The sequence below is a fragment of the Citrobacter sp. MGH 55 genome (assembly GCF_016906145.1).
GTDB lineage: Bacteria > Pseudomonadota > Gammaproteobacteria > Enterobacterales > Enterobacteriaceae > Citrobacter_A > Citrobacter_A amalonaticus.
Window position 1 is genome coordinate 2835539 of sequence record NZ_CP070239.1, and the last position, 19742, is coordinate 2855280.

Genomic DNA, 19742 nt, shown 5'->3' on the forward strand with positions numbered 1-19742 from the left:
AAGAACGATACGCCTGCGCGTACCGTTCTGATGGATTAAAAAGGCTTCGTTGGTAAGTACTTACCATCCAGAGTAATCACGGCGCGCTCGCCCCCTTCTGGATCCGCCACTTTTTTTACATCCAGCCTGAAATTTATGGCGCTGATAATGCCGTCGCCAAATTTTTCGTGGACCAGCGCTTTTAGCGTGGTGCCGTAAACCTGCAACATCTCATAGAAGCGGTACATCGTCGGGTCTGTCGGTACGCGATCGTCAATACTGCCGCGCAGGGGAATGGTTTGTAACAACAGGACTGCATCGCTGTCGAGGGCCAGCTTCTCGCCGATGAGACGCGCAGCATCGGCCGGGAGGGCATGTTGACCGAGCAGCGCGGCGGTGACAAAGGCTTCGGATAAGCCGGTACCGTCCGCAAGCTGGGCAAATGTGAGATCCTTTTTGGCTTTGCTCAGCAGGATCTGGTCAGCCAGGGCCAGGCGAATATCACGGTTAATTTGCGACTGAATCATGATGAATCCTCATTGATACGTTAAAAAATAGCTCAGGCTGCGGATGGCTGGCGGTAAGGCATCGCGCAGGTGTCTGGGTTTTTCGCCAAAGAGACGAACTGTCTGCTGGCACCGTCGTAAGCGGCAATCTCTGCACTTTCGATGTCGTATACCCAGCCGTGTAGCGCGATGCGCCCCTCTTCGAGCGCGAGGCGCACGGAGGGATGGGTCTGGATGTTGGCGAGTTGCGCGATGACGTTTTCACGCACCATTGAGGCCGTTTTCTCAGCCAAAGAGGTGTGCATTCGTGACTCGTTAACGACGCGAGCGGAGTCCGCATAACGCAGCCAGTGGTTGACGGCAGGCATATGATCCAGGCAGTGACAGCCGGCAATGGCGGTCATCGCACCGCAGTCTGAGTGTCCGCAGATCACAATGTCGCTGACGCGAAGCGCAGAGACGGCGTATTCCACCGAGGCGGTTACCCCGCCGGGCTCCGGCCCGTATGACGGCACAATATTTCCGGCGTTGCGGATCACGAACAGATCGCCAGGCTCGCGCTGCGTGACCAGTTCGGGAACCAGGCGGCTGTCCGAACAGGAGATGAATAACGCCCGGGGGTTTTGCTGGGTGGCAAGGCGTCTGAACAATTCCGCGCGTTCAGGAAAAACCTTGCGCTGAAACTTCAGGAAGCCATCAATAATCTCTTTCACGAATAATCCTCTGTCTCGCTATGCGATGGACACAGGCTACGTACTTCATGTCATAAGATAAAAGACTCATTTATAATGGAGGCTATTGGAAAATCTTATGGGTAAAGGCGATGCTGGATCGACACACTCACTATTTTCTTGCCGTCGCGGAACATCACGGATTCACTCGCGCAGCGGCGGCGCTGCACGTTTCGCAACCGGCGCTTTCACAGCAAATCCGGCAACTGGAGGAGTCGCTGGGCGTTCAGTTGTTCGATCGTAGCGGGCGTTTGACCCGGTTGACCGATGCGGGAGAGGTTTATCTGCGCTATGCGCGTAGCGCGCTACAGGCGCTGGAAGAGGGCAAACGTGCCATTCATGATGTGGAGGATCTGAGCCGGGGGACCCTGCGCGTCGCGGTGACGCCTACCTTTACCGCCTGGTTTATCGGCCCGTTACTGGCCAAATTCTATACCCGCTATCCTAATGTGACTTTACAGTTGCAGGAGCTCTCGCAGGACAAAATCGAAGAGAGGCTGGTCAACGATAAACTGGATGTTGGCATTGCTTTTGATGAGATTCACTCTGCGGATATCGATGCACAGCCGTTGCTGACTGAAAACCTGGCCCTGGTTGTGGCGAATCATCATCCGCTGGCGGCACAGGCGTCGGTGGATTTAAGCGTGCTCAATAATGAAAAGTTGATTTTATTGAGCGCGGAGTTTGCTACCCGGGAACAGATTGATCGTTACTGTCGTCAGGCTGGACTGCAACCGCAGATCCACATGGAGGTTAATTCCATCAGCGCGGTGCTGGAACTGGTGCGGCGCACGGGATTATCCACGCTATTGCCTGCGCCTATCGCGTTGCAAAGCAACGATCTGCGGGCCATTTCACTGACGCCACAACTGCTCGAACGCACGGCCGTATTATTGCAGCGCAAAGGCGCCTGGCGAACCGCCGCCGCCAGGGCGTTTGTCGCGATGGCGCAAGAAGGCGTTAAGACTGTGAAAACGACACGCTAAGCGGCGTTTCGGCGAGGTAAGCCGCGGAGCAGATTGTGATTGCATAAGGAAAGTAGTTTGGGTATTTTTATGCAGTAAATGTGCATAAAAATAAAAGGAGAAGGGAATGTTCAGTCAGTGGATAAAAGCAGGATGTTTGATGATGGCGTTGACCGGGGCCGCTTTTGCAGCACAAGAAACCTACGTGGTCGGCGCGGGTGGCACCTATCGCCCATTTGAATTTGAAAACAGCCAGAAACAACTGGAAGGCTTTGATATCGATATTATTAAAGCCATTGCTAAAGCAGAAAATTTTGATGTCAAACTGGTCAACACGCCGTGGGAAGGTATCTTTGCGACGCTGGGTTCCGGGGATCGCGACATCATTATCTCGGGGATCACCATCACGGATAAACGTAAGCAGATGGTGGATTTTTCTCTTCCTTATTTCCCGGCGGAACAGTCCATTGTCGTTCCGGCTGATTCAAAAGTGAGTTCTCTGGACTCGCTGAAAACAGAAAAGGTTGGCGTCGTTAACTCCAGCACCGGCGACATTGTGGTTTCTGGCGTTCTCGGGAAAAACAGCACCGCAATTAAGCGTTTCGACAACACGCCGTTAATGCTGCAGGAATTATTTGAAGATGGCGTCAGCGCGGCGGTTGGCGATGTTGGCGTGGTGAAATACTACATCAAGCAGCATCCGGAAAAACAGTTCAAGCTTGTGCCGGATGCCAAGTTTGAGCGCCAGTATTTTGGTATTGCGGTCGCCAAAGGGAATACCGAATTACAGCAAAAGATTAACGCGGGATTGAAGAAAATCATCGCTGACGGTACCTACGATAAAATTTATAAAACTTGGTTTGACAGTGAAGTCCCGACACTTCCGTCAGAGTAATTTGCATTATTAATTTATTTTTTAGGCTGACACGCGGTCTGTGTCAGCTTTTTTGCAGGGGAAAACCATGACGGGATTTCGTTGGGAAATCATCCAGGAGTATGCGCCATTATTTATGGAAGGCGCGTGGATGACCATAAAATGCACCATCATCTGTGTCTGTCTTGGCACACTCTGGGGGCTGACGCTGGGGCTCGGCCGCATGGCGAAAGCCGAGCACGGTTTCTGGAAATACGCACTCCGCTATTTTGTTCAATATCCCGTTCGTTTCTACGTCAGCGCCTTTCGCGGAACGCCACTGTTTGTTCAGATCATGGTCGTCCATTTTGCGCTGGTACCGCTGTTCATCAATCCCCGTGACGGAATTCTGGTCACCAGCGGGCTGATGAGCGCCGATTTTGCCCGCGAATTGCGCTCGGGCTACGGGGCTTTCTTATCCTGTATTGTGGCGATCACGCTGAATGCCGGGGCTTATGTTTCTGAGATCTTCCGCGCGGGGATCCAGTCGATTGACCCCGGTCAGATGGAGGCCTCGCGAGCGCTGGGGATGCCGTGGTGGAAAACCATGCGCAAAGTCATTCTGCCTCAGGCTTTTCGCCGTATTCTTCCACCGCTGGGCAATAACGCCATTGCGATTGTCAAAGATTCCTCACTCGCCTCGGCGATCGGTCTTGCCGATTTGGCCTACGCGGCGCGTACGGTTTCAGGCGCTTACGCCACCTACTGGGAACCCTACCTGACCATTTCACTGGTGTACTGGGTACTCACCTTCCTGCTGGCGCAGCTGGTTAACCGTCTGGAAAAAAGGTTTGGTAAAAGTGATCCACATTAAAAATTTACATAAACATTTTGGTGACAACCACGTTCTGCGCGGGATTGACTGTGATATCAAACCGCAGGAAGTGGTGTGCATCATTGGCCCGTCAGGGTCCGGGAAAAGCACCTTTTTACGCTGTATGAATGCGCTTGAGACAGTCACCGAGGGCGAAGTGATGGTGAATGGTTTTGCCGTTCACGATCGCAAAACCGATCTCAATAAAATGCGCGAAAGCGTGGGGATGGTGTTCCAGCGTTTTAATCTGTTTCCGCACATGACGGTGCTGGACAACCTGATGATGGCACCGCAAATGTTGTTGGGGCTCTCGCGTCGCGATGCGATCAGTCGGGCAGAAATGTTGCTGGAAAAGGTCGGATTAAGCGATAAACGCGACGCCTGGCCTTCACGCCTGTCGGGCGGTCAACAGCAACGTGTGGCGATTGCCCGCGCGCTGGCAATGAACCCCTCGATCATGTTGTTCGATGAGCCAACCTCGGCGCTGGATCCAGAGTTAGTGGGGGATGTGCTGGAGGTTATGAAGAATCTGGCCAATGAAGGCATGACCATGGCGATTGTCACCCACGAAATGGGGTTCGCCCGTGAAGTGGCTGATCGGGTCATCTTCATCGATCACGGTATTATCCAGGAAGAGGGATCGCCTGACGTGCTTTTTACATCGCCAGTGAATCCGCGAACGGCTGAGTTTTTAAGTAAGGTTCTTTAATATTAGAGGCCAGATCGGTATTTCCCGATCTGGCCAATTACGTCAAAATCCGATCTGCTCTTTTATCGTTTTGCAACTGCCGTTTGTTTTTACTGGCGCGATGCCCGCATCACGCGATTGCACGGAGGCATACATCTGGCTGGCGCTAATAATCTGATGATTACCTGCTTTCAATACAAAACGGAATTGATCGTTTGTACTCTTACTCAATTTAAACCAACCGGCCATCATTATCGCCTTTTTGAAAAGAGAGGAATTACCGGACCGTATTGAGCATCGTTTAGTGATAATTTATCAGGCACTATTCGAAGGGAACTGTAAAGTCTCAAACTAGTCGCGATGCAGAAGGAGAGAAATGAAACAGATCAATGTGCGTCTCGCAAAGCTCAGAAGTCGGTTTCCGCCGCCGGTCATTTTGTTAATCTTTGTGGTCGGGGATTGTTTGACCGCAAATCCGCGTTTTACCTTTGGCCTGGTCACCCAGGTGCTGAGTCTGGCGATTGCTGCAGTCAGTCTCGGCGTCATTCTGACGACCGCGTGGCACATGCATGTGAGTCGCACTACCCTCAATCCACTACAGGCGGATAAAACAACGACGCTGGTTACACACGGATGTTATGCCTGGAGTCGAAATCCTATCTATCTTGGACTGACCGGTATGCAATTTGCCGTTGCGCTCTGGATGGGCAGTCTGCCTGGCATGATTGCCGTGCCGCTCTTTATGCTGGTGGTGGCCCGGTTGCATATCGATTTTGAAGAGTTCGAGTTACATAAGCGCTTTGGTGCACAGTGGGAGCACTACACTAAACAGGTTCGCCGCTGGCTATAAAGGCAGGATGTCGACTATCCGCAGACCGCGTCAACAAATGCGATGGCATCAGCGACAGCATGGCGCGCCTGCCACGCAAGGTATCCGGGGCTGTCTGCGTCACAAAAGCCGTGCTGTGCATCGTACATATGACATTGCACCAGGGGCAATGTTTCCAGCTTCTGTTGTAGCGCCGTAGGGTCGAATGATGGCTCATGGCGAGCCATGATCATCAGCGCAGGGCAGTGCGGTAACTCATCGCTGTACTGGCGAATGCGAGAGCCATAATGACAAATAACCCCGTCACACAAGCCGCTTCCTGCGACCCGCCATGCGAGCGTTGCCCCGGTGCTGTAGCCGATGACAATCAATTTGCGATGTTGCGCACGCAGTGTGGTAAGCAACGTTAAGATGGGTTGTGGATCAAAACCAACGTGGTTTGAAAAATAGCGATACGCCTCGTCCTGCTGAGCATAGCTGTACGGCACGTCATGCGGAAAAAGTGCGGGGGCGTAGACATCGAAACCACGCGCCCGCCACATTTCCCTGGTGCGATGTATATGCGCATTGATGCCGTAGATTTCATGCAGGATCACGACGGCATCTGACCGTTGGGTTGGCATCGGCGGTTTAGTCGTCTGCTTTGTGTGCCCAGGCAGGCATGGATGTCAGGTAACGGATTGCGCGCTTACGTGACTCCTCAGGGCCCACTTTTTGCCAGGAATCCAGAAATCCTGCCAGACCGGAAACGGCGTCATCCCAGGGCTTCAGATTGCCTTCGGCATCGCTGCAATAGGCACAGTATTTATCGCTCGCCCCTTTGGCATCGGGTGCGGAAAGTGGCATTCCGCAGGCATGGCAAAACTGTTCTTGCTGTGACATTTCACGCTCCTTGTATCCTGTGGTTGATGAATGAATATACGGTTATTTTTCGAGAAGAATCCGATGCCAGATCAAATAACCCTGATAGTTGTGTCACAAATATTGATTTGATTTATGTATTGAGAGGCCAGGGGTCTGTTAGTCTTGCTGGCCTATCGATAACTCAAGGGATTGTTGTGCTGGAAATCTTTTCTTAACCCACTGAAAAATATCTTCAAATATTTTTCGCATAGCAAAATTCATGGTTCGTCCAGGACGAATCCGTTTTTGTATGGGTTAAAAAAGGGTCAACATGCACGTCACATGGACTGTCAGTCCCGTGGGATATCAGCGCATTGCGAAGCGCTGTCCTGCCTGCAATATCAAACGCGATTTCATCCCTGCCGGGGCTTTCAGAATGAATTCGCAAAAGAAGCTGCTGGATGTCTGGAGCATCTATAAGTGTCTTCATTGCGATTATACCTGGAATATCAATCTGTTTTCTCGACTCCCTGTCAGCCGTATTGACCGCGATCTTTTTGCGCGGATCGTTGGCAATGACGCAAGCGCGATCCTGCTTTTCGCTCACGATCGCCAGGTTTTGAAGCGAAATAATGCTGAGCTTTCCGGTAGCCCGGAGTTTGCTGTTCGCGAACAGTGGCGGATGACGCTTGCCCGGCATCAACAGGTGAAGGTCACTATCCGCTTAACGACCGCCTTTCAGGTCAGTCTGTTGTCGGTGATGAAAAAGCAGTTACGACTCAGTACGGGGGAGGTCGCGCGACGGATTGCAGAAGGGAAGATTCGCGGCATTACGCTGCGTGAGCTAAAAAATCGCAAAATTCATGAGACGACGCATGAGTTTTGGATGAGTCACGACGCGTTCTACGCAACCCGAAAAATACACATCGGAGTGAAACGCTAAACCAGACGACGCCCGCCAGTATAGCGGGCGTCACCGTCCAACGAGTCAATCCTGCGAGGGATATCGCGTTTCCGTGATGAGGTCTTTTTATTTTACGGACAATTTCTCCTGAAATATCAATCTTCAAGTGAGATAAATTCTTCGCAAAAAGGCGTATAGGGACGCAGATTCGCGTAATTCCGCGAGAAGCGAAGTCTGCGGTCAATATTTTTGACCAGCCTGTTTGTGGAATCTTCATTCAGGAGTTTACACACGTGCCGTGTATCCAGACGTAATATTTTGCACGCCTCCAGCGTTGGACAGAAATTCATGGAATGGAACGTGATCTGTTTTTCACTTCTCGCCACCACAGGCATTTCATCAACTGTGGTGTGAAATCGACTTACCAGCAAGCGATGGGCCGCTTCTAACAGATTGCTGTGTTCAGCACGCAGTATCGCGCTATTCTCACAGAACCAGGCCGTTCGACGCGCAATGGAATCGGCATTCAGCGCCCTAAGATCGTCATCGGTCGCCGAACGTAGTCTATTGATTTCATTTCGAACATCCGCGCGATAAAGAGTTGCGCATTCTCGCTGAAGAATACCTTTATGTACGGTAATATCCATTCCTGCTTTATCAAACGCTTCGGTACAGAGGAATAAAATCCGCCGCCGCCCCTGGGCCAGCGCATCCTGAATAGAGTATCCAAAGGCTATCTCTTTGATACCTGACCACGCAATGGCGAAGGCACACATCGGACAAGGTTCACTGGTTGAGAGAAGAAGACAACCGGATAAATCTTTGCCGATCTTTTTCCCGGCGAGTTTAATGGCATTAATTTCCGCGTGCGATGTCGGGTCTGATTCTGTTTCCTCACCATCATGCGCAGAGGCAATGATTTCCCCATCCTTGATGATGACTGCGCCAAAACCTTTATTTCCTTCACGCAGACTTTCTTCCGCTTCACGAATGGCGTGGCGCATATAGGATTCAAGTTGAATAATATCATCCATAAGTTATTTATTCCGTGGCGTATTTTTATGAATTATTACACCGCCGTTATTCCGCTGGCAAGGAACAATAACAGAATTTACTGCCACACAAAAAAGCGTTATTTACGTAAGGTTTGGTGACTCATTATTTATTTGAAAAGAGATTTCTGCATAAACGCGCCGATCCCTGTGCGATGCCGCCGAATAAAAACATCAGTATTCCCGGAACGACTGACGCCGTGCCAAACGGCTGCGCGTTTTTTCGCAACCGTCTTTTTTTGCATAACACAATTAATGCGTTCTTATTACAAAAATAGTTTCTATTCGCATCTTTTCTATTCCTGCGGTCGCTGCAATTCCATACTTTTTATCTGGTTATCTGTGAATGCTTTCACAACATCCATTCAGTCATAAGCCTAGCCTCATAAGTAGCTATTTGTACTCAGTTTGCCTTACGTAAACTTATTATTAAGGAATGGCATATGTCGCAACGAGACTACCTTGATGAACTGATTCCTGGCTTCACGCCCTTGTTGGCTATCAAAGAAGCTTCCCGCTGTTTGCTGTGTCACGACGCACCGTGCAGCCGATCCTGTCCGGCGGAAACAGACCCGGGGAAATTTATCCGCTCTGTTTATTTCCGTAACTTTAAGGGCGCGGCCGAAACCATTAGAGAAAATAACGCGCTTGGCGCCGTCTGCGCCCGGGTATGTCCCACGGAAAAACTCTGCCAGCGCGGCTGTTCCCGTTCCGGAATTGATAAACCTATCGATATTGCCCGTTTGCAACGGTTTGTCACCGACTTTGAACGACAAACGCAGATGCAGATTTATCAGCCAGGCCGTAAAGATAAGGGCAACGTCGCCATCGTGGGGGCGGGCCCAGCCGGGTTGCAGGCCAGTGTCACGTTGTGCAATCTGGGCTATGACGTCACTGTGTTCGAAAAAACGGCTCAACCCGGCGGTTGGTTGCGCCACGGCATTCCTGAATTCCGTCTGCCGCAATCGGTGCTGGACACTGAAATTGCGCGTATTACGGAAATGGGGGTGACAATCCGCTGTGGCTGCGAGATTGGCAACACCGTCACGCTGGAGGCCCTCAAAGCTGAATATCGCGCTGTCCTGCTGACGGTCGGCCTGTCAAAAGGCATGTCGCTGCCGTTGTTTAATGACGCGGGGACGGCAGAAATCGCCGTCGACTTTTTAAAACGCGCGCGTGGCAAGGCGGGTGGCATATCCGTGCCGCAAAGCGCGCTGGTGATTGGCGGCGGCGATGTCGCCATGGACGTGGCCAGTACGCTCAAAATTCTCGGCTGTGAATCGGTTACCTGCGTGGCGCGTGAAGAGCTTGCGGAGTTCCCGGCCAGTGAAAAAGAGTTCACCACCACCCAGGCGCTGGGCGTCTCTATCATTGATGGCTTTACGCCAACGGCAGTTGACAGAAATAAGGTCACCTTCAGGCACATGCGCCTGCCTGGCGAGCTATCTCTGACCGCAGAAAAAATTATCCTCGCCGTCGGTCAGCATGCCGGGCTGGAAGCCTTCTCCGGCATTCGGGTACAACGCAATACCGTCGACACTCAACATTACCAGACTGCAGTTCCGGGACTGTTCGCCGCTGGCGATATCGTCCAGGGAGATAAAACCGTGGTGTATGCCGTTAAAACCGGGAAAGAAGCCGCTCAAGCCATTCATCACTATTTAGAGGAGGCGTCATCATGCTAACCAAAGATCTCTCTATTACCTTCTGCGGCGTGAAGTTTCCCAATCCGTTCTGCCTCTCTTCTTCCCCGGTCGGCAATTGCTATGAGATGTGCGCTAAAGCCTACGATAGCGGCTGGGGCGGCATCGTTTTTAAAACCATCGGTTTCTTTATCGCCAACGAAGTTTCTCCCCGCTTCGACCATCTGATTAAAGAAGACACCGGGTTTATCGGCTTTAAAAACATGGAGCAGATTGCTGAGCACCCGCTGGCAGAAAATCTTGCGGCGATTCGTCGGCTCAAACAAGATTACCCGGATAAGGTGCTGATCGCCTCGATCATGGGGGAAAATGAGCAGCAGTGGCAGGATCTGGCGCGTCTGGTCGAAGAGGCTGGCGCGGATATGATTGAATGCAACTTCTCCTGTCCGCAGATGACCTCTCACGCCATGGGGAGCGATGTGGGGCAAAGTCCTGAACTGGTGGAGAAATATTGCCAGGCGGTGAAACGCGGCTCTTCTCTGCCGATGCTCGCTAAAATGACGCCCAATATCGGCGATATGTGCGAGGTTGCGCTGGCGGCGAAACGCGGTGGTGCCGATGGTATTGCCGCCATCAACACCGTCAAGTCAATTACCAATATTGACCTCAAGCGTAAATTGGGTCTGCCAGTCGTCAATGGCAAATCCAGTATTTCGGGCTATTCAGGTAAAGCGGTGAAACCGATTGCCCTGCGCTTCATTCAGCAGTTACGCACCCATCCTGAACTGAAAGATTTTCCGATTAGCGGTATCGGTGGAATTGAAACCTGGGAAGATGCTGCCGAGTTCTTGCTGCTGGGCGCCGCAACACTTCAGGTGACAACCGGCATCATGCAGTACGGTTATCGCATTGTTGAAGATATGATTAGTGGCTTGTCGCACTATCTTAACGATCAGGGTTTCGACTCGCTGGATGAGATGGTGGGGCTGGCAAATGCCAATATCGTTCCGGCAGAAGATCTCGACCGCAGTTATATCGTTTACCCGCATATTAATCAGGAAAAATGCGTCGGCTGCGGTCGTTGCTACATTTCCTGCTTCGACGGTGGTCATCAGGCGATGGAGTGGAACGAACAGACGCGGACCCCGCACTGCAATACCGAAAAATGCGTCGGCTGCCTGCTGTGCGGCCATGTTTGCCCGGTCGCGTGTATCAGCCTCGGAGAGGTAGTATTCAAACCCGGCGAAAAAGCGCATTCGGTCACCCTTTAACGCCTGGACGTTTTCCGGCTCGCCACGGTGGGCCGGATGGTGTCCCCTGCAGGAATCGAACCTGCAACTAGCCCTTAGGAGGGGCTCGTTATATCCATTTAACTAAGGGGACGAGGCGGCACGAGTATACCGTTTTTTGTGTGCCCCGGTAAGAGAGTGACCGCCTGACTGTTCAAACCGTCGCCATTCAGGACTGTTTTTCCTCCTTTTTCTGCGCATTGTCTCTTTTTTGTGCCGCGATTCTGGCTTCTTCTTTGCGGGCGTTGCTCATATCGTTGCGGATCTGCGCGTGGCTCATCAGGGCAAAGATAAAGGTGCCGCCGCAAATGTTTCCGGCAAGTGTGGGTAAGGCAAACGGCCAGAGGAAGTCGCTCCAGTGCAGCGTGCCGTTAAATACCAGATAGAGAATTTCGACCGACCCGACGACGATGTGGGTGGTATCGCCCAACGCAATCAGCCACGTCATCAGGATGATCACCACAATTTTCGCTGCACCCGCCGCCGGGAACATCCAGACCATGGTGGCAATCAGCCAGCCGGAAATAATGGCATTGGCAAACATTTCCGTAGGGGAATTTTTCATCACGTCCATGCCGATCTTCACGAACGCATCGCGGGTCTCTTCGTTGAAAATGGGCATGTATTCAAAGGCCCACGCTGCGACGCCGGTGCCCAGCACGTTCCCCAGCAGTACGATGCCCCACAGTCGCATCAACAGGCCCGCGTTACTGAGCGTCGGATTCTGCATGACGGGCAGCACGGCGGTGACGGTGTTTTCAGTGAACAACTGCTGGCGAGCCATGATGACGATGATAAAGCCAAAGGTATAGCCGAGATTCTCCAGCAAGAAACTGCCGGGTACCCCCTCCAGTTCAACGTGGAAGATCCCTTTTGCCAGCAGCGAAGCCCCCATCGAAAGCCCGGCGGCGATGGCAGACCACAGCAATGCCATCGCGTCCCGTTCCAGCTCTTTCTCCCCGTCCTGACGAATATGCTCATGAATCGCCATCGCCCGCGAGGGGAGGCGATCCTCATCCAGTTCTATCTTCTTCCCATCCTGTTTTTCTTCACTTTCGACGGCAAGCTCGTCGCTATGTTTATCTAATTTGTCGTTTTCATGATCGACCATTATTCGTCTCCGGTATAAGCACTGACACGTTAAAGCGTAGCGGTTTTTAGCCTGCCCCCTGTCAGGACATGTTCTGAAAACGCAAAAATGGTAACGTTTGTTTTTCTTCATCCCGCTAAAATAGAAGCGCGACGATTCTGGTGTGACCAGGCTATGATCAAATCAACAAGTTCGGTGATATAGACATCGTTTGACGTACTGTTACAATCGCTCACACCTTAACAGGCGGATACGATAGCGTTCCGTCATGGATGGCAATCAGCAATAGCCATAATTAACAGGGAGACATTTATGAAGCTTCGCCTGTCGGCGCTTGCGCTGGGAACCACACTGCTGGTGGGGTGTGCGAGTTCCGGCACAGAACAGCAGGGGCGTTCAGACCCGTTTGAAGGGTTCAACCGCACCATGTACAACTTCAACTTTAATGTGTTGGATCCGTATATCGTTCGACCGGTGGCCGTCGCCTGGCGTGATTATGTTCCGCAGCCTGCCCGTAATGGTCTGAGCAACTTCACCGGTAACCTGGAAGAGCCGGCGGTGATGGTGAACTATTTCCTGCAGGGCGATCCGTATCAGGGGATGGTGCATTTCACCCGTTTCTTCCTCAACACGATCCTGGGGATGGGGGGCTTTATTGACGTCGCCGGTATGGCGAACCCGAAACTGCAGCGTGTTGAACCGCATCGTTTCGGCAGCACTTTAGGTCATTATGGCGTAGGTTATGGTCCTTACGTGCAGTTACCGTTCTATGGTAGCTGGACGATCCGTGATGATGGCGGAGATATGGCGGATACGTTATATCCGGTGCTCTCCTGGCTGACCTGGCCGATGTCTATTGGTAAATGGACGATTGAAGGGATTGAAACCCGCGCGCAGTTGCTGGATTCCGATGGTCTGCTGCGTCAGTCTTCCGATCCCTATATTATGGTTCGTGAAGCTTACTTCCAGCGTCATGATTTTATCGCTAATGGCGGCAAGCTCAAGCCGCAGGAAAACCCGAACGCGCAGGCGATTCAGGATGAACTCAAAGAGATCGATTCCGAGTAAGCCAGATTGAGCAAATAAAAAGGTGAGCTAAAAAGCTCACCTTTTTTACATCTGCAAGAAATCAGAATGCGTAGTTGAAGTTGGTACCGAACAGCCAGGCTTTACCTTCAGACTCGAACTGGTACGGACCTTCGTTAATCTTAACGCTCTGACCGTGCATATAAGAGACACCAACGTCCACAGACGCATCTTTATTGAAGGCGTAGGTGGTACCGGCGCTCAGCCAGAAGCGGTCCTGATCCGGAATCGAGATAGAGCGGTTTTGTGATGGAACCGGGCTATCATCGAAGGCGATACCGGTACGGAACGTCCAGTTATCATCGTAGTAGTAGGTGGTACCCAGTGCGATGCGGTAAGCGTCTTTAAAGCCTTCATGTTTCTGGAACAGCGTATCACCACTGGTGGATTTCGCTTTCAGCTCCTGGAACTGACTCCAGCTGGTATAGGCCAGGCTGTAGTGGATAGCCCACTGCGGCGCTACGCGGTTATAACCGGACACTTCCCACATTTCTGGCAGGTTAAGCGTCAGGTAACCTGACTGAGTGGCGCTGCCGGTAGCGGTCGGGATACCCAGGTTGTAGTTGTTGATCGCCGGAGGCAGATCGCTGCTGTAATTACCTTTAAAGTCAATTTTGACTTCAGAACGGTAGGTCAACGCGTAGCGGTTGTTTTTATCCAGTTCATACAGGATCCCGGCGTTCCAGCCGAAGCCCCATTGGTTACCATTCAGATGAGCAATTTTGGTATCGCTTGGGATGCCATTTGCGGTGGCAGCCAGTTGCTGACCCTGCGGCGTTTGTCCGGCAGGAGAGTTCATCACCTGACCGGCGACCAGTTGACCCAGGTCACCGGCGAAGCGTTCGATTTTCGCACGCGCATAAACGGCGTTCAGACCAAGACCGAAGCTCCAGGCGTCGTCTAAGCGATAGGCGCCGCTTAAGTTGAGGTTCATGGTTTCGAGGTCGGTGGTACCGCCAACAGAACCGCCTGCGTAGGTATCGTTGAACTCTGTTGCCAGACCGTAGTTAGAGGTAATTGATGCCCCCCAACCGAACTGATCGTTAATTGGCGCAACAAAGTGTGCGTTTGGCACCCATGCCGTTGGCGCGATGTTATCGGCATCAAGGCTACGACCAGACGGTGAGCGTCCGCTGATGTTGACGTCCGGATCGATATAGACCGCACCCGCAGAGAACGTCGGGCGATCGAACATTGTGATCAGCGCTGGGTTACGGCTGACGTTACCTGCATCGTCTGCGATAGCGCCTTCACCCGAATAGGCCCGGCCGAGGCCAGAGGAAGAAAATTCGTTTAACTGAAAGCCTGCAGACCAGGCCTGGGTGGAGATAATTGCCACTGCGACTGCGAGAGCAGACTTTGTTAACAGGGTTTTCTGGCTCATGACCATAACCTCAATTGATTTATTTTTATACAAACTATGTTACATGGTGTAACAGGAGCGCGAAGTGTAGGGTCTGTGGTACAACATAGAAATCAGACCAGTGGCGTGAGTATAGGTCTGACCAGCTGAAATGTTGCAAGTATGTTTATAACTTTTTTCAATTGTGATCTTAAAAACGCGATCCAGCTGGCAAAATTGACGGTTTGCGCACTCACCCTTTTAGGTGAAATTTGTTTTAGATCATTTTTAATTGTGATTTCGGTCACTTATCGCATTTCGCACAATTAACAACTGGAGAGGTGAATGTGGGGGGCGTAAAATATCCCCATCGTTTATCTGGCACCCTGGGTGCGAAATACAGAGGAAATCTACAATGAGTAAATGCAGTGCTGATGAAACCCCGGTTTGCTGCTGTATGGATGTTGGTACCATCATGGACAACTCCGATTGCACCGCATCATACAGCCGCGTGTTCGCTAACCGCGCAGAGGCTGAAGAGACGCTGGCGGCGCTGACCGAAAAAGCGCGTAGCGTGGAATCTGAACCGTGCAAAATCACCTCGACCTTCACCGAAGAGTCTGACGGCGTGCGTCTGGATATCGATTTTGTCTTCGCCTGCGAAGCCGAAACCCTGATTTTCCAGCTGGGTCTGCGTTAATCCCGCCTCGTTGTTTCTGATGCCCCGGTGAGTTTTCCCCGGGGCATTTTCGTTTCAGGCAGTGATTATTCACTGTGTCGTAGCTCTCACTTTCTTTGCGCTCCGCTTGGCTAAATGTAAAAAATTGGTTAAGACTATGATCAGGTCAGACCACTTATTTATTTTTTACAGGGGAGTGTTATGAGTCAGGCATTACCGCTGGTCACCCGTCAGGGCGATCGCATCGCCATTGTGAGCGGATTACGTACGCCTTTTGCCCGTCAGGCGACCGCATATCATGGCATTCCCGCCGTCGATCTCGGCAAAATGGTGGTTGGCGAACTGCTTGCACGCAGTGAAATCCCTGCTGATGTGATTGAACAACTGGTTTTTGGCCAGGTGGTACAGATGCCGGAAGCGCCGAACATCGCGCGTGAAATTGTGCTCGGGACCGGGATGAATGTGCATACCGATGCCTACAGCGTCAGTCGTGCCTGTGCGACCAGTTTTCAGGCAGTCGCTAACGTCGCAGAAAGCCTGATGGCCGGCACCATTCGTGCGGGTATCGCCGGTGGGGCTGATTCATCTTCGGTGCTGCCCATTGGCGTCAGCAAAAAACTGGCGCGGGTGCTGGTCGATGTCAACAAAGCCCGCACGATGGGGCAGCGTCTGAAACTCTTTTCCCGTCTGCGCTTGCGCGATCTGATGCCCGTCCCGCCTGCTGTGGCGGAATACTCAACCGGCCTGCGAATGGGCGATACCGCCGAGCAGATGGCGAAAACCTACGGGATTACCCGTGAACAACAGGATGCCCTGGCGCATCGCTCTCATCAGCGGGCCGCCCTGGCGTGGGCAGAAGGCAAGCTCGCCGATGAAGTCATGACCACTTACACACCGCCTTTTAAAGAGTCCCTGTCTGAAGATAACAATATTCGCGGCAACTCCACGCTGGCAGATTACGCCAGACTGCGTCCGGCATTTGACCGCAAACATGGCAGCGTTACGGCGGCAAACAGCACTCCGCTGACCGATGGCGCGGCGGCAGTCATCCTGATGACGGAATCTCGAGCGAAAGAGTTGGGGCTGGTTCCGCTCGGCTATCTGCGCAGCTACGCGTTTACCGCGATCGATGTCTGGCAGGATATGCTGCTGGGTCCGGCCTGGTCTACGCCGCTGGCGCTGGAACGTGCGGGCATCACAATGGCCGATCTGACGCTTTTCGATATGCACGAAGCCTTTGCCGCGCAGACGCTTGCCAATCTCCAGTTACTTGGCAGTGAGCGTTTTGCCCGCGAGGTGCTCGGTCGAAGCCATGCCACTGGCGAAGTGGATGACAGCAAATTTAACGTACTTGGCGGTTCAATTGCCTTTGGACATCCATTTGCCGCGACGGGCGCGAGGATGATCACGCAAACGCTGCACGAATTACGTCGTCGTGGTGGCGGCTTTGGCCTGGTCACCGCCTGCGCAGCGGGTGGGCTGGGTGCGGCAATGGTTCTGGAGGCGGAATAATGGAAATGACATCGGCTTTTACGCTTAACGTGCGTCTGGACAACGTCGCGGTCATCTCTGTTGATGTCCCCGGAGAAAAGATGAATACCCTTAAGGCGGAGTTTGCCTCGCAGGTACGCATCATTCTTAAACAGATTCGCGAGAACAAGGCGATTCGCGGCGTCGTCATTATTTCCGCAAAAGCGGACAATTTTATTGCAGGGGCGGATATCAATATGATTGGCCGCTGCAAAAGCGCCCATGAAGCAGAAACGCTGGCGCGACAGGGGCAGCAACTGATGGCCGAGATTAACGCGCTGCCGATTCCGGTGGTGGCCGCCATTCACGGCGCTTGCCTGGGTGGCGGACTTGAACTGGCGCTGGCCTGTCATACTCGCGTCTGCACGGACGATGCAAAAACCGTACTCGGTTTACCGGAAGTGCAACTCGGGCTGCTGCCGGGGTCGGGCGGTACCCAACGGCTACCCCGACGGGTGGGTGTTAGTACGGCGCTGGATATGATCCTCACTGGTAAGCAACTTCGCGCGAAGCAGGCGCTGAAAGCGGGGCTGGTGGATGAGGTAGTCCCGCAGACGATCCTGCTGGATGCTGCCGTGGAATGGGCGAAAAAAGATCGTCCCGTTCACCGCGCTTTACCGGTTCGTGAACGTATTCTGGCGGGCCCGCTCGGACGGGCGTTGCTGTTCCGCATGGTTAGCAAGAAAACAGAACAGAAAACCCTGGGAAATTACCCGGCGACAGAACGTATTTTACAGGTGATTGAAACCGGACTGGCACAGGGGAGTAGCAGCGGCTATGACGCGGAGGCGCGCGCGTTTGGCGAGTTGGCGATGACGCCGCAATCGCAGGCGTTACGCAATATCTTTTTTGCCAGTACGGACGTGAAAAAGGATCCGGGCAGCGAGGTGCCGCCAGGGCCGCTTAACAGCGTCGGCGTTTTAGGTGGTGGACTGATGGGAGGCGGTATTGCGTACGTCACAGCCTGTAAAGGTGGCTTGCCAGTTCGTATCAAAGACATAAATACCAAAGGAATCAATCACGCGCTGAAATACAGCTGGGATCAGCTTGAAACGAAGGTACGTCGTCGGCATATCAAAGCCAGTGAACGTGACAAACAGCTGGCGCTAATATCGGGTTCGACCGACTATCGCGGCTTTTCCCATCGCGACCTGGTGATTGAAGCGGTATTTGAAGATCTGTCGTTAAAACAACAGATGGTGGCGGAAGTTGAGCGGAATTGCGCATCCCACACCATTTTTGCCTCCAACACGTCATCTTTACCGATTAGCGATATTGCGGCCAAAGCGGCCAGACCTGAGCAGGTGATTGGTCTGCACTTCTTTAGCCCGGTAGAAAAAATGCCGCTGGTGGAGGTGATTCCGCATGCTACGACGTCGGGACAAACCATCGCCACTACGGTTAAGCTGGCGAAAAAACAGGGTAAAACGCCAATTGTGGTGCGTGATAAGGCTGGATTCTACGTAAACCGCATTCTTGCGCCGTATATCAATGAAGCGATTCGCCTGCTGACCGAAGGTGAGCGGGTCGAGCAGATCGACAGCGCACTGGTAAAGTTTGGTTTTCCGGTAGGGCCAATCCAACTTTTGGATGAAGTCGGAATCGACACCGGCACTAAAATTATACCGATACTGGAAGCCGCTTATGGCGAGCGTTTTAGCGCCCCTGCAAATGTTGTTTCATCAATTTTGAATGACGATCGCAAAGGTAGAAAAAATGGTCGGGGTTTCTATCTTTATGGGGCGAAAGGGCGTAAAAGCAAAAAACAGGTCGACCCTACAATTTATACGCTTATCGGCGCTCAGGGGCAGAGCAGGCTCTCCGCTTCGCAGATTGCGGAACGCTGCGTCATGCTAATGCTCAATGAGGCGGCACGCTGCTTCGATGAGCAGGTGATCCGTAGCGCGCGCGATGGTGACATTGGCGCGGTGTTTGGTATTGGTTTTCCTCCGTTTCTCGGTGGCCCGTTCCGTTATATGGATTCTCTCGGGGCGGGTGAAGTGGTTGCGGTATTGCAACGTCTGGCTTCGCTGTATGGTCCGCGGTTCACGCCGTGCGATACGTTGTTACAGATGGCGGAGCGGGGTGAAAGTTTCTGGAAAGCAGATGCAACTGACCTGAAAGAACAAGGTCAAATGTAAGGTATATCCGCACTGAATGGCTGTGAGTTGGTTAAATTGTAAACACAGATTGACTATACTTACGCCATTGAGGTAAAACACAGCGTTTCATTCAGTGAACGGATAAGGCACAATGCCGGCCACTGCATTACAGCAACCCTGAGGGGTTTTGGCTGGGGTGCGTGTGATTCTGGTTAACAAAAGCGGTGCAATATGCAAGTTTTTATCATGCGTCACGGCGACGCGGCCCTCGATGCCGCCAGTGATTCGGTTCGTCCCTTAACCCCCTGCGGTTGTGACGAATCACGCCTTATGGCGAACTGGCTGAAAGGTCAAAAAGTGGATATCGAACGTGTTCTGGTGAGCCCGTTCCTGCGAGCCGAACAAACGTTGGATGTGGTAGGGGGATGCATGAACCTGCCTGGCGACGTGGATGTTTTGCCGGAGTTGACTCCCTGCGGCGATGTCGGTCTGGTCAGCGCCTATTTGCAGGCTCTGGCCAATGAAGGCGTAGCCACCGCGCTGGTAATCTCACACCTTCCGTTAGTGGGTTACCTGGTGTCCGAGCTGTGTCCTGGCGAAACGCCGCCGATGTTTACCACCTCCGCGATTGCCAGTGTGACGCTGGATGAAAGCGGAAAAGGGGTGTTCAACTGGCAGATGAGCCCGTGCAACCTCAAAATGGCGAAAGCGATTTAACCGCTGTACTTTCTGTAAAGAGCCGCTGATGCGGCTCTTC

Annotated in this window: 21 protein-coding genes and 1 tRNA gene; 13 read left to right on the forward strand and 9 right to left on the reverse strand. The window is 52.5% G+C overall.

Features of this window, described 5'->3' with window-relative positions; translation table 11 throughout:
- Positions 1 to 35 precede the first annotated feature (35 nt).
- Together cynS and JTI98_RS11250 are read right to left on the reverse strand one after the other, a co-directional pair.
- Positions 36 to 506, reverse strand: coding sequence for a cyanase (gene cynS, locus JTI98_RS11245; protein WP_044327361.1), 471 nt, complete (start codon positions 504 to 506; stop codon positions 36 to 38).
- 32 nt (positions 507 to 538) lie between these two features.
- Positions 539 to 1198 carry a carbonic anhydrase gene (locus JTI98_RS11250; RefSeq protein WP_042999948.1) on the reverse strand — a complete coding sequence of 220 codons (660 nt, stop codon included), beginning with the start codon at positions 1196 to 1198 and terminating at the stop codon, positions 539 to 541.
- 110 nt (positions 1199 to 1308) lie between these two features.
- On the opposite strand from JTI98_RS11250, the gene cynR reads away from it, so the two are divergent.
- From cynR to JTI98_RS11270, 4 genes are all read left to right on the forward strand, one after another.
- Positions 1309 to 2202, forward strand: coding sequence for a transcriptional regulator CynR (cynR, locus tag JTI98_RS11255; protein ID WP_216081257.1), 894 nt, complete (start codon positions 1309 to 1311; stop codon positions 2200 to 2202).
- A 106-nt stretch (positions 2203 to 2308) separates the two neighbouring features.
- Entirely contained in the window at positions 2309 to 3076 is a 768-nt protein-coding gene (locus JTI98_RS11260; protein WP_042317722.1) for a basic amino acid ABC transporter substrate-binding protein, read from the forward strand.
- A 67-nt stretch (positions 3077 to 3143) separates the two neighbouring features.
- The gene (locus tag JTI98_RS11265; protein ID WP_042999949.1) at positions 3144 to 3908 is read left to right on the forward strand and encodes an amino acid ABC transporter permease; all 765 of its coding nucleotides are present in this window, start codon (positions 3144 to 3146) and stop codon (positions 3906 to 3908) included.
- A complete protein-coding gene (locus JTI98_RS11270) occupies positions 3895 to 4617 on the forward strand; it encodes an amino acid ABC transporter ATP-binding protein (RefSeq protein WP_216081258.1) in 723 nt (240 codons plus the stop codon). The genes JTI98_RS11265 and JTI98_RS11270 overlap by 14 nt, the downstream gene beginning before the upstream one ends.
- A 42-nt stretch (positions 4618 to 4659) precedes the next feature.
- Here the strand turns inward: JTI98_RS11270 and JTI98_RS11275 are convergent, their stop codons facing one another.
- Positions 4660 to 4845, reverse strand: a complete 186-nt coding sequence (locus JTI98_RS11275; protein WP_181628490.1) for a YegP family protein — start codon at positions 4843 to 4845, stop codon at positions 4660 to 4662.
- Between the two features lie 127 nt (positions 4846 to 4972).
- Between JTI98_RS11275 and JTI98_RS11280 the strand changes: the two genes are divergently transcribed.
- The gene (locus JTI98_RS11280; protein WP_058586910.1) at positions 4973 to 5446 is read left to right on the forward strand and encodes an isoprenylcysteine carboxylmethyltransferase family protein; all 474 of its coding nucleotides are present in this window, start codon (positions 4973 to 4975) and stop codon (positions 5444 to 5446) included.
- Positions 5447 to 5460: 14 nt separating this feature from the next.
- Here JTI98_RS11280 and JTI98_RS11285 read toward each other — a convergent pair whose 3' ends face one another.
- Both JTI98_RS11285 and JTI98_RS11290 read right to left on the reverse strand, forming a co-directional pair.
- Entirely contained in the window at positions 5461 to 6048 is a 588-nt protein-coding gene (locus tag JTI98_RS11285; RefSeq protein ID WP_216081259.1) for a dienelactone hydrolase family protein, read from the reverse strand.
- 7 nt (positions 6049 to 6055) lie between these two features.
- Entirely contained in the window at positions 6056 to 6307 is a 252-nt protein-coding gene (locus JTI98_RS11290; RefSeq protein ID WP_042999953.1) for a zinc ribbon domain-containing protein, read from the reverse strand.
- Positions 6308 to 6599: 292 nt separating this feature from the next.
- Here JTI98_RS11290 and JTI98_RS11295 point away from each other — a divergent pair, with 292 nt between their 5' ends.
- Positions 6600 to 7211, forward strand: coding sequence for a DUF1062 domain-containing protein (locus tag JTI98_RS11295; RefSeq protein WP_216081260.1), 612 nt, complete (start codon positions 6600 to 6602; stop codon positions 7209 to 7211).
- Positions 7212 to 7327: 116 nt separating this feature from the next.
- On the opposite strand, the gene JTI98_RS11300 is transcribed toward JTI98_RS11295, so the two are convergent.
- On the reverse strand, positions 7328 to 8206 hold the full coding sequence (locus JTI98_RS11300) for a nucleoside deaminase (RefSeq protein WP_044258443.1): 879 nt from the start codon (positions 8204 to 8206) through the stop codon (positions 7328 to 7330).
- A gap of 461 nt (positions 8207 to 8667) precedes the next feature.
- Between JTI98_RS11300 and JTI98_RS11305 the strand changes: the two genes are divergently transcribed.
- On the forward strand, positions 8668 to 9909 hold the full coding sequence (locus JTI98_RS11305; protein ID WP_216081261.1) for an NAD(P)-dependent oxidoreductase: 1242 nt from the start codon (positions 8668 to 8670) through the stop codon (positions 9907 to 9909).
- Positions 9903 to 11138, forward strand: coding sequence for an NAD-dependent dihydropyrimidine dehydrogenase subunit PreA (preA, locus tag JTI98_RS11310; protein WP_042999957.1), 1236 nt, complete (start codon positions 9903 to 9905; stop codon positions 11136 to 11138). Before JTI98_RS11305 ends, preA begins: the two co-directional genes overlap by 7 nt.
- A gap of 37 nt (positions 11139 to 11175) precedes the next feature.
- Here preA and JTI98_RS11315 read toward each other — a convergent pair.
- Positions 11176 to 11250 (reverse strand) — tRNA-Arg (locus JTI98_RS11315).
- A gap of 75 nt (positions 11251 to 11325) precedes the next feature.
- Positions 11326 to 12267: a formate/nitrite transporter family protein gene (locus tag JTI98_RS11320; protein WP_044258449.1), complete on the reverse strand. Its 942-nt coding sequence runs from the start codon at positions 12265 to 12267 to the stop codon at positions 11326 to 11328.
- 291 nt (positions 12268 to 12558) lie between these two features.
- Between JTI98_RS11320 and mlaA the strand changes: the two genes are divergently transcribed.
- Positions 12559 to 13314 (forward strand): phospholipid-binding lipoprotein MlaA, encoded by a 756-nt coding sequence (gene mlaA / locus JTI98_RS11325; RefSeq protein ID WP_044327351.1) that lies wholly within the window; start codon positions 12559 to 12561, stop codon positions 13312 to 13314.
- A gap of 61 nt (positions 13315 to 13375) precedes the next feature.
- On the opposite strand, the gene fadL is transcribed toward mlaA, so the two are convergent.
- Positions 13376 to 14716 (reverse strand): long-chain fatty acid transporter FadL, encoded by a 1341-nt coding sequence (gene fadL, locus JTI98_RS11330; RefSeq protein ID WP_216081262.1) that lies wholly within the window; start codon positions 14714 to 14716, stop codon positions 13376 to 13378.
- 373 nt (positions 14717 to 15089) lie between these two features.
- On the opposite strand from fadL, the gene JTI98_RS11335 reads away from it, so the two are divergent.
- From JTI98_RS11335 to sixA, 4 genes are all read left to right on the forward strand, one after another.
- Positions 15090 to 15374, forward strand: coding sequence for a YfcZ/YiiS family protein (locus JTI98_RS11335; RefSeq protein WP_042317736.1), 285 nt, complete (start codon positions 15090 to 15092; stop codon positions 15372 to 15374).
- A 180-nt stretch (positions 15375 to 15554) separates the two neighbouring features.
- Positions 15555 to 16865: an acetyl-CoA C-acyltransferase FadI gene (gene fadI / locus JTI98_RS11340; RefSeq protein ID WP_044327350.1), complete on the forward strand. Its 1311-nt coding sequence runs from the start codon at positions 15555 to 15557 to the stop codon at positions 16863 to 16865.
- On the forward strand, positions 16865 to 19024 hold the full coding sequence (gene fadJ / locus JTI98_RS11345) for a fatty acid oxidation complex subunit alpha FadJ (RefSeq protein WP_216081263.1): 2160 nt from the start codon (positions 16865 to 16867) through the stop codon (positions 19022 to 19024). Before fadI ends, fadJ begins: the two co-directional genes overlap by 1 nt.
- Positions 19025 to 19216: 192 nt before the next feature.
- Positions 19217 to 19702, forward strand: a complete 486-nt coding sequence (gene sixA / locus JTI98_RS11350; protein WP_130098109.1) for a phosphohistidine phosphatase SixA — start codon at positions 19217 to 19219, stop codon at positions 19700 to 19702.
- Positions 19703 to 19742: the final 40 nt, after the last annotated feature.

Excerpts from the sequence above, each read along its gene's own strand:
- JTI98_RS11275 (WP_181628490.1), bottom strand. The coding sequence starts at position 4,845 with ATGGCCGGTTGGTTTAAATTGAGTAAGAGTACAAACGATCAATTCCGT.
- JTI98_RS11260 (WP_042317722.1), top strand. The coding sequence starts at position 2,309 with ATGTTCAGTCAGTGGATAAAAGCAGGATGTTTGATGATGGCGTTGACC.
- JTI98_RS11265 (WP_042999949.1), top strand. The coding sequence starts at position 3,144 with ATGACGGGATTTCGTTGGGAAATCATCCAGGAGTATGCGCCATTATTT.
- JTI98_RS11300 (WP_044258443.1), bottom strand. The coding sequence starts at position 8,206 with ATGGATGATATTATTCAACTTGAATCCTATATGCGCCACGCCATTCGT.
- fadJ (WP_216081263.1), top strand. The coding sequence starts at position 16,865 with ATGGAAATGACATCGGCTTTTACGCTTAACGTGCGTCTGGACAACGTC.
- preA (WP_042999957.1), top strand. The coding sequence starts at position 9,903 with ATGCTAACCAAAGATCTCTCTATTACCTTCTGCGGCGTGAAGTTTCCC.
- JTI98_RS11335 (WP_042317736.1), top strand. The coding sequence starts at position 15,090 with ATGAGTAAATGCAGTGCTGATGAAACCCCGGTTTGCTGCTGTATGGAT.
- JTI98_RS11290 (WP_042999953.1), bottom strand. The coding sequence starts at position 6,307 with ATGTCACAGCAAGAACAGTTTTGCCATGCCTGCGGAATGCCACTTTCC.
- JTI98_RS11320 (WP_044258449.1), bottom strand. The coding sequence starts at position 12,267 with ATGGTCGATCATGAAAACGACAAATTAGATAAACATAGCGACGAGCTT.
- cynS (WP_044327361.1), bottom strand. The coding sequence starts at position 506 with ATGATTCAGTCGCAAATTAACCGTGATATTCGCCTGGCCCTGGCTGAC.
- cynR (WP_216081257.1), top strand. The coding sequence starts at position 1,309 with ATGCTGGATCGACACACTCACTATTTTCTTGCCGTCGCGGAACATCAC.
- sixA (WP_130098109.1), top strand. The coding sequence starts at position 19,217 with ATGCAAGTTTTTATCATGCGTCACGGCGACGCGGCCCTCGATGCCGCC.
- JTI98_RS11280 (WP_058586910.1), top strand. The coding sequence starts at position 4,973 with ATGAAACAGATCAATGTGCGTCTCGCAAAGCTCAGAAGTCGGTTTCCG.
- fadL (WP_216081262.1), bottom strand. The coding sequence starts at position 14,716 with ATGAGCCAGAAAACCCTGTTAACAAAGTCTGCTCTCGCAGTCGCAGTG.
- JTI98_RS11295 (WP_216081260.1), top strand. The coding sequence starts at position 6,600 with ATGCACGTCACATGGACTGTCAGTCCCGTGGGATATCAGCGCATTGCG.
- mlaA (WP_044327351.1), top strand. The coding sequence starts at position 12,559 with ATGAAGCTTCGCCTGTCGGCGCTTGCGCTGGGAACCACACTGCTGGTG.
- JTI98_RS11305 (WP_216081261.1), top strand. The coding sequence starts at position 8,668 with ATGTCGCAACGAGACTACCTTGATGAACTGATTCCTGGCTTCACGCCC.
- JTI98_RS11285 (WP_216081259.1), bottom strand. The coding sequence starts at position 6,048 with ATGCCAACCCAACGGTCAGATGCCGTCGTGATCCTGCATGAAATCTAC.
- fadI (WP_044327350.1), top strand. The coding sequence starts at position 15,555 with ATGAGTCAGGCATTACCGCTGGTCACCCGTCAGGGCGATCGCATCGCC.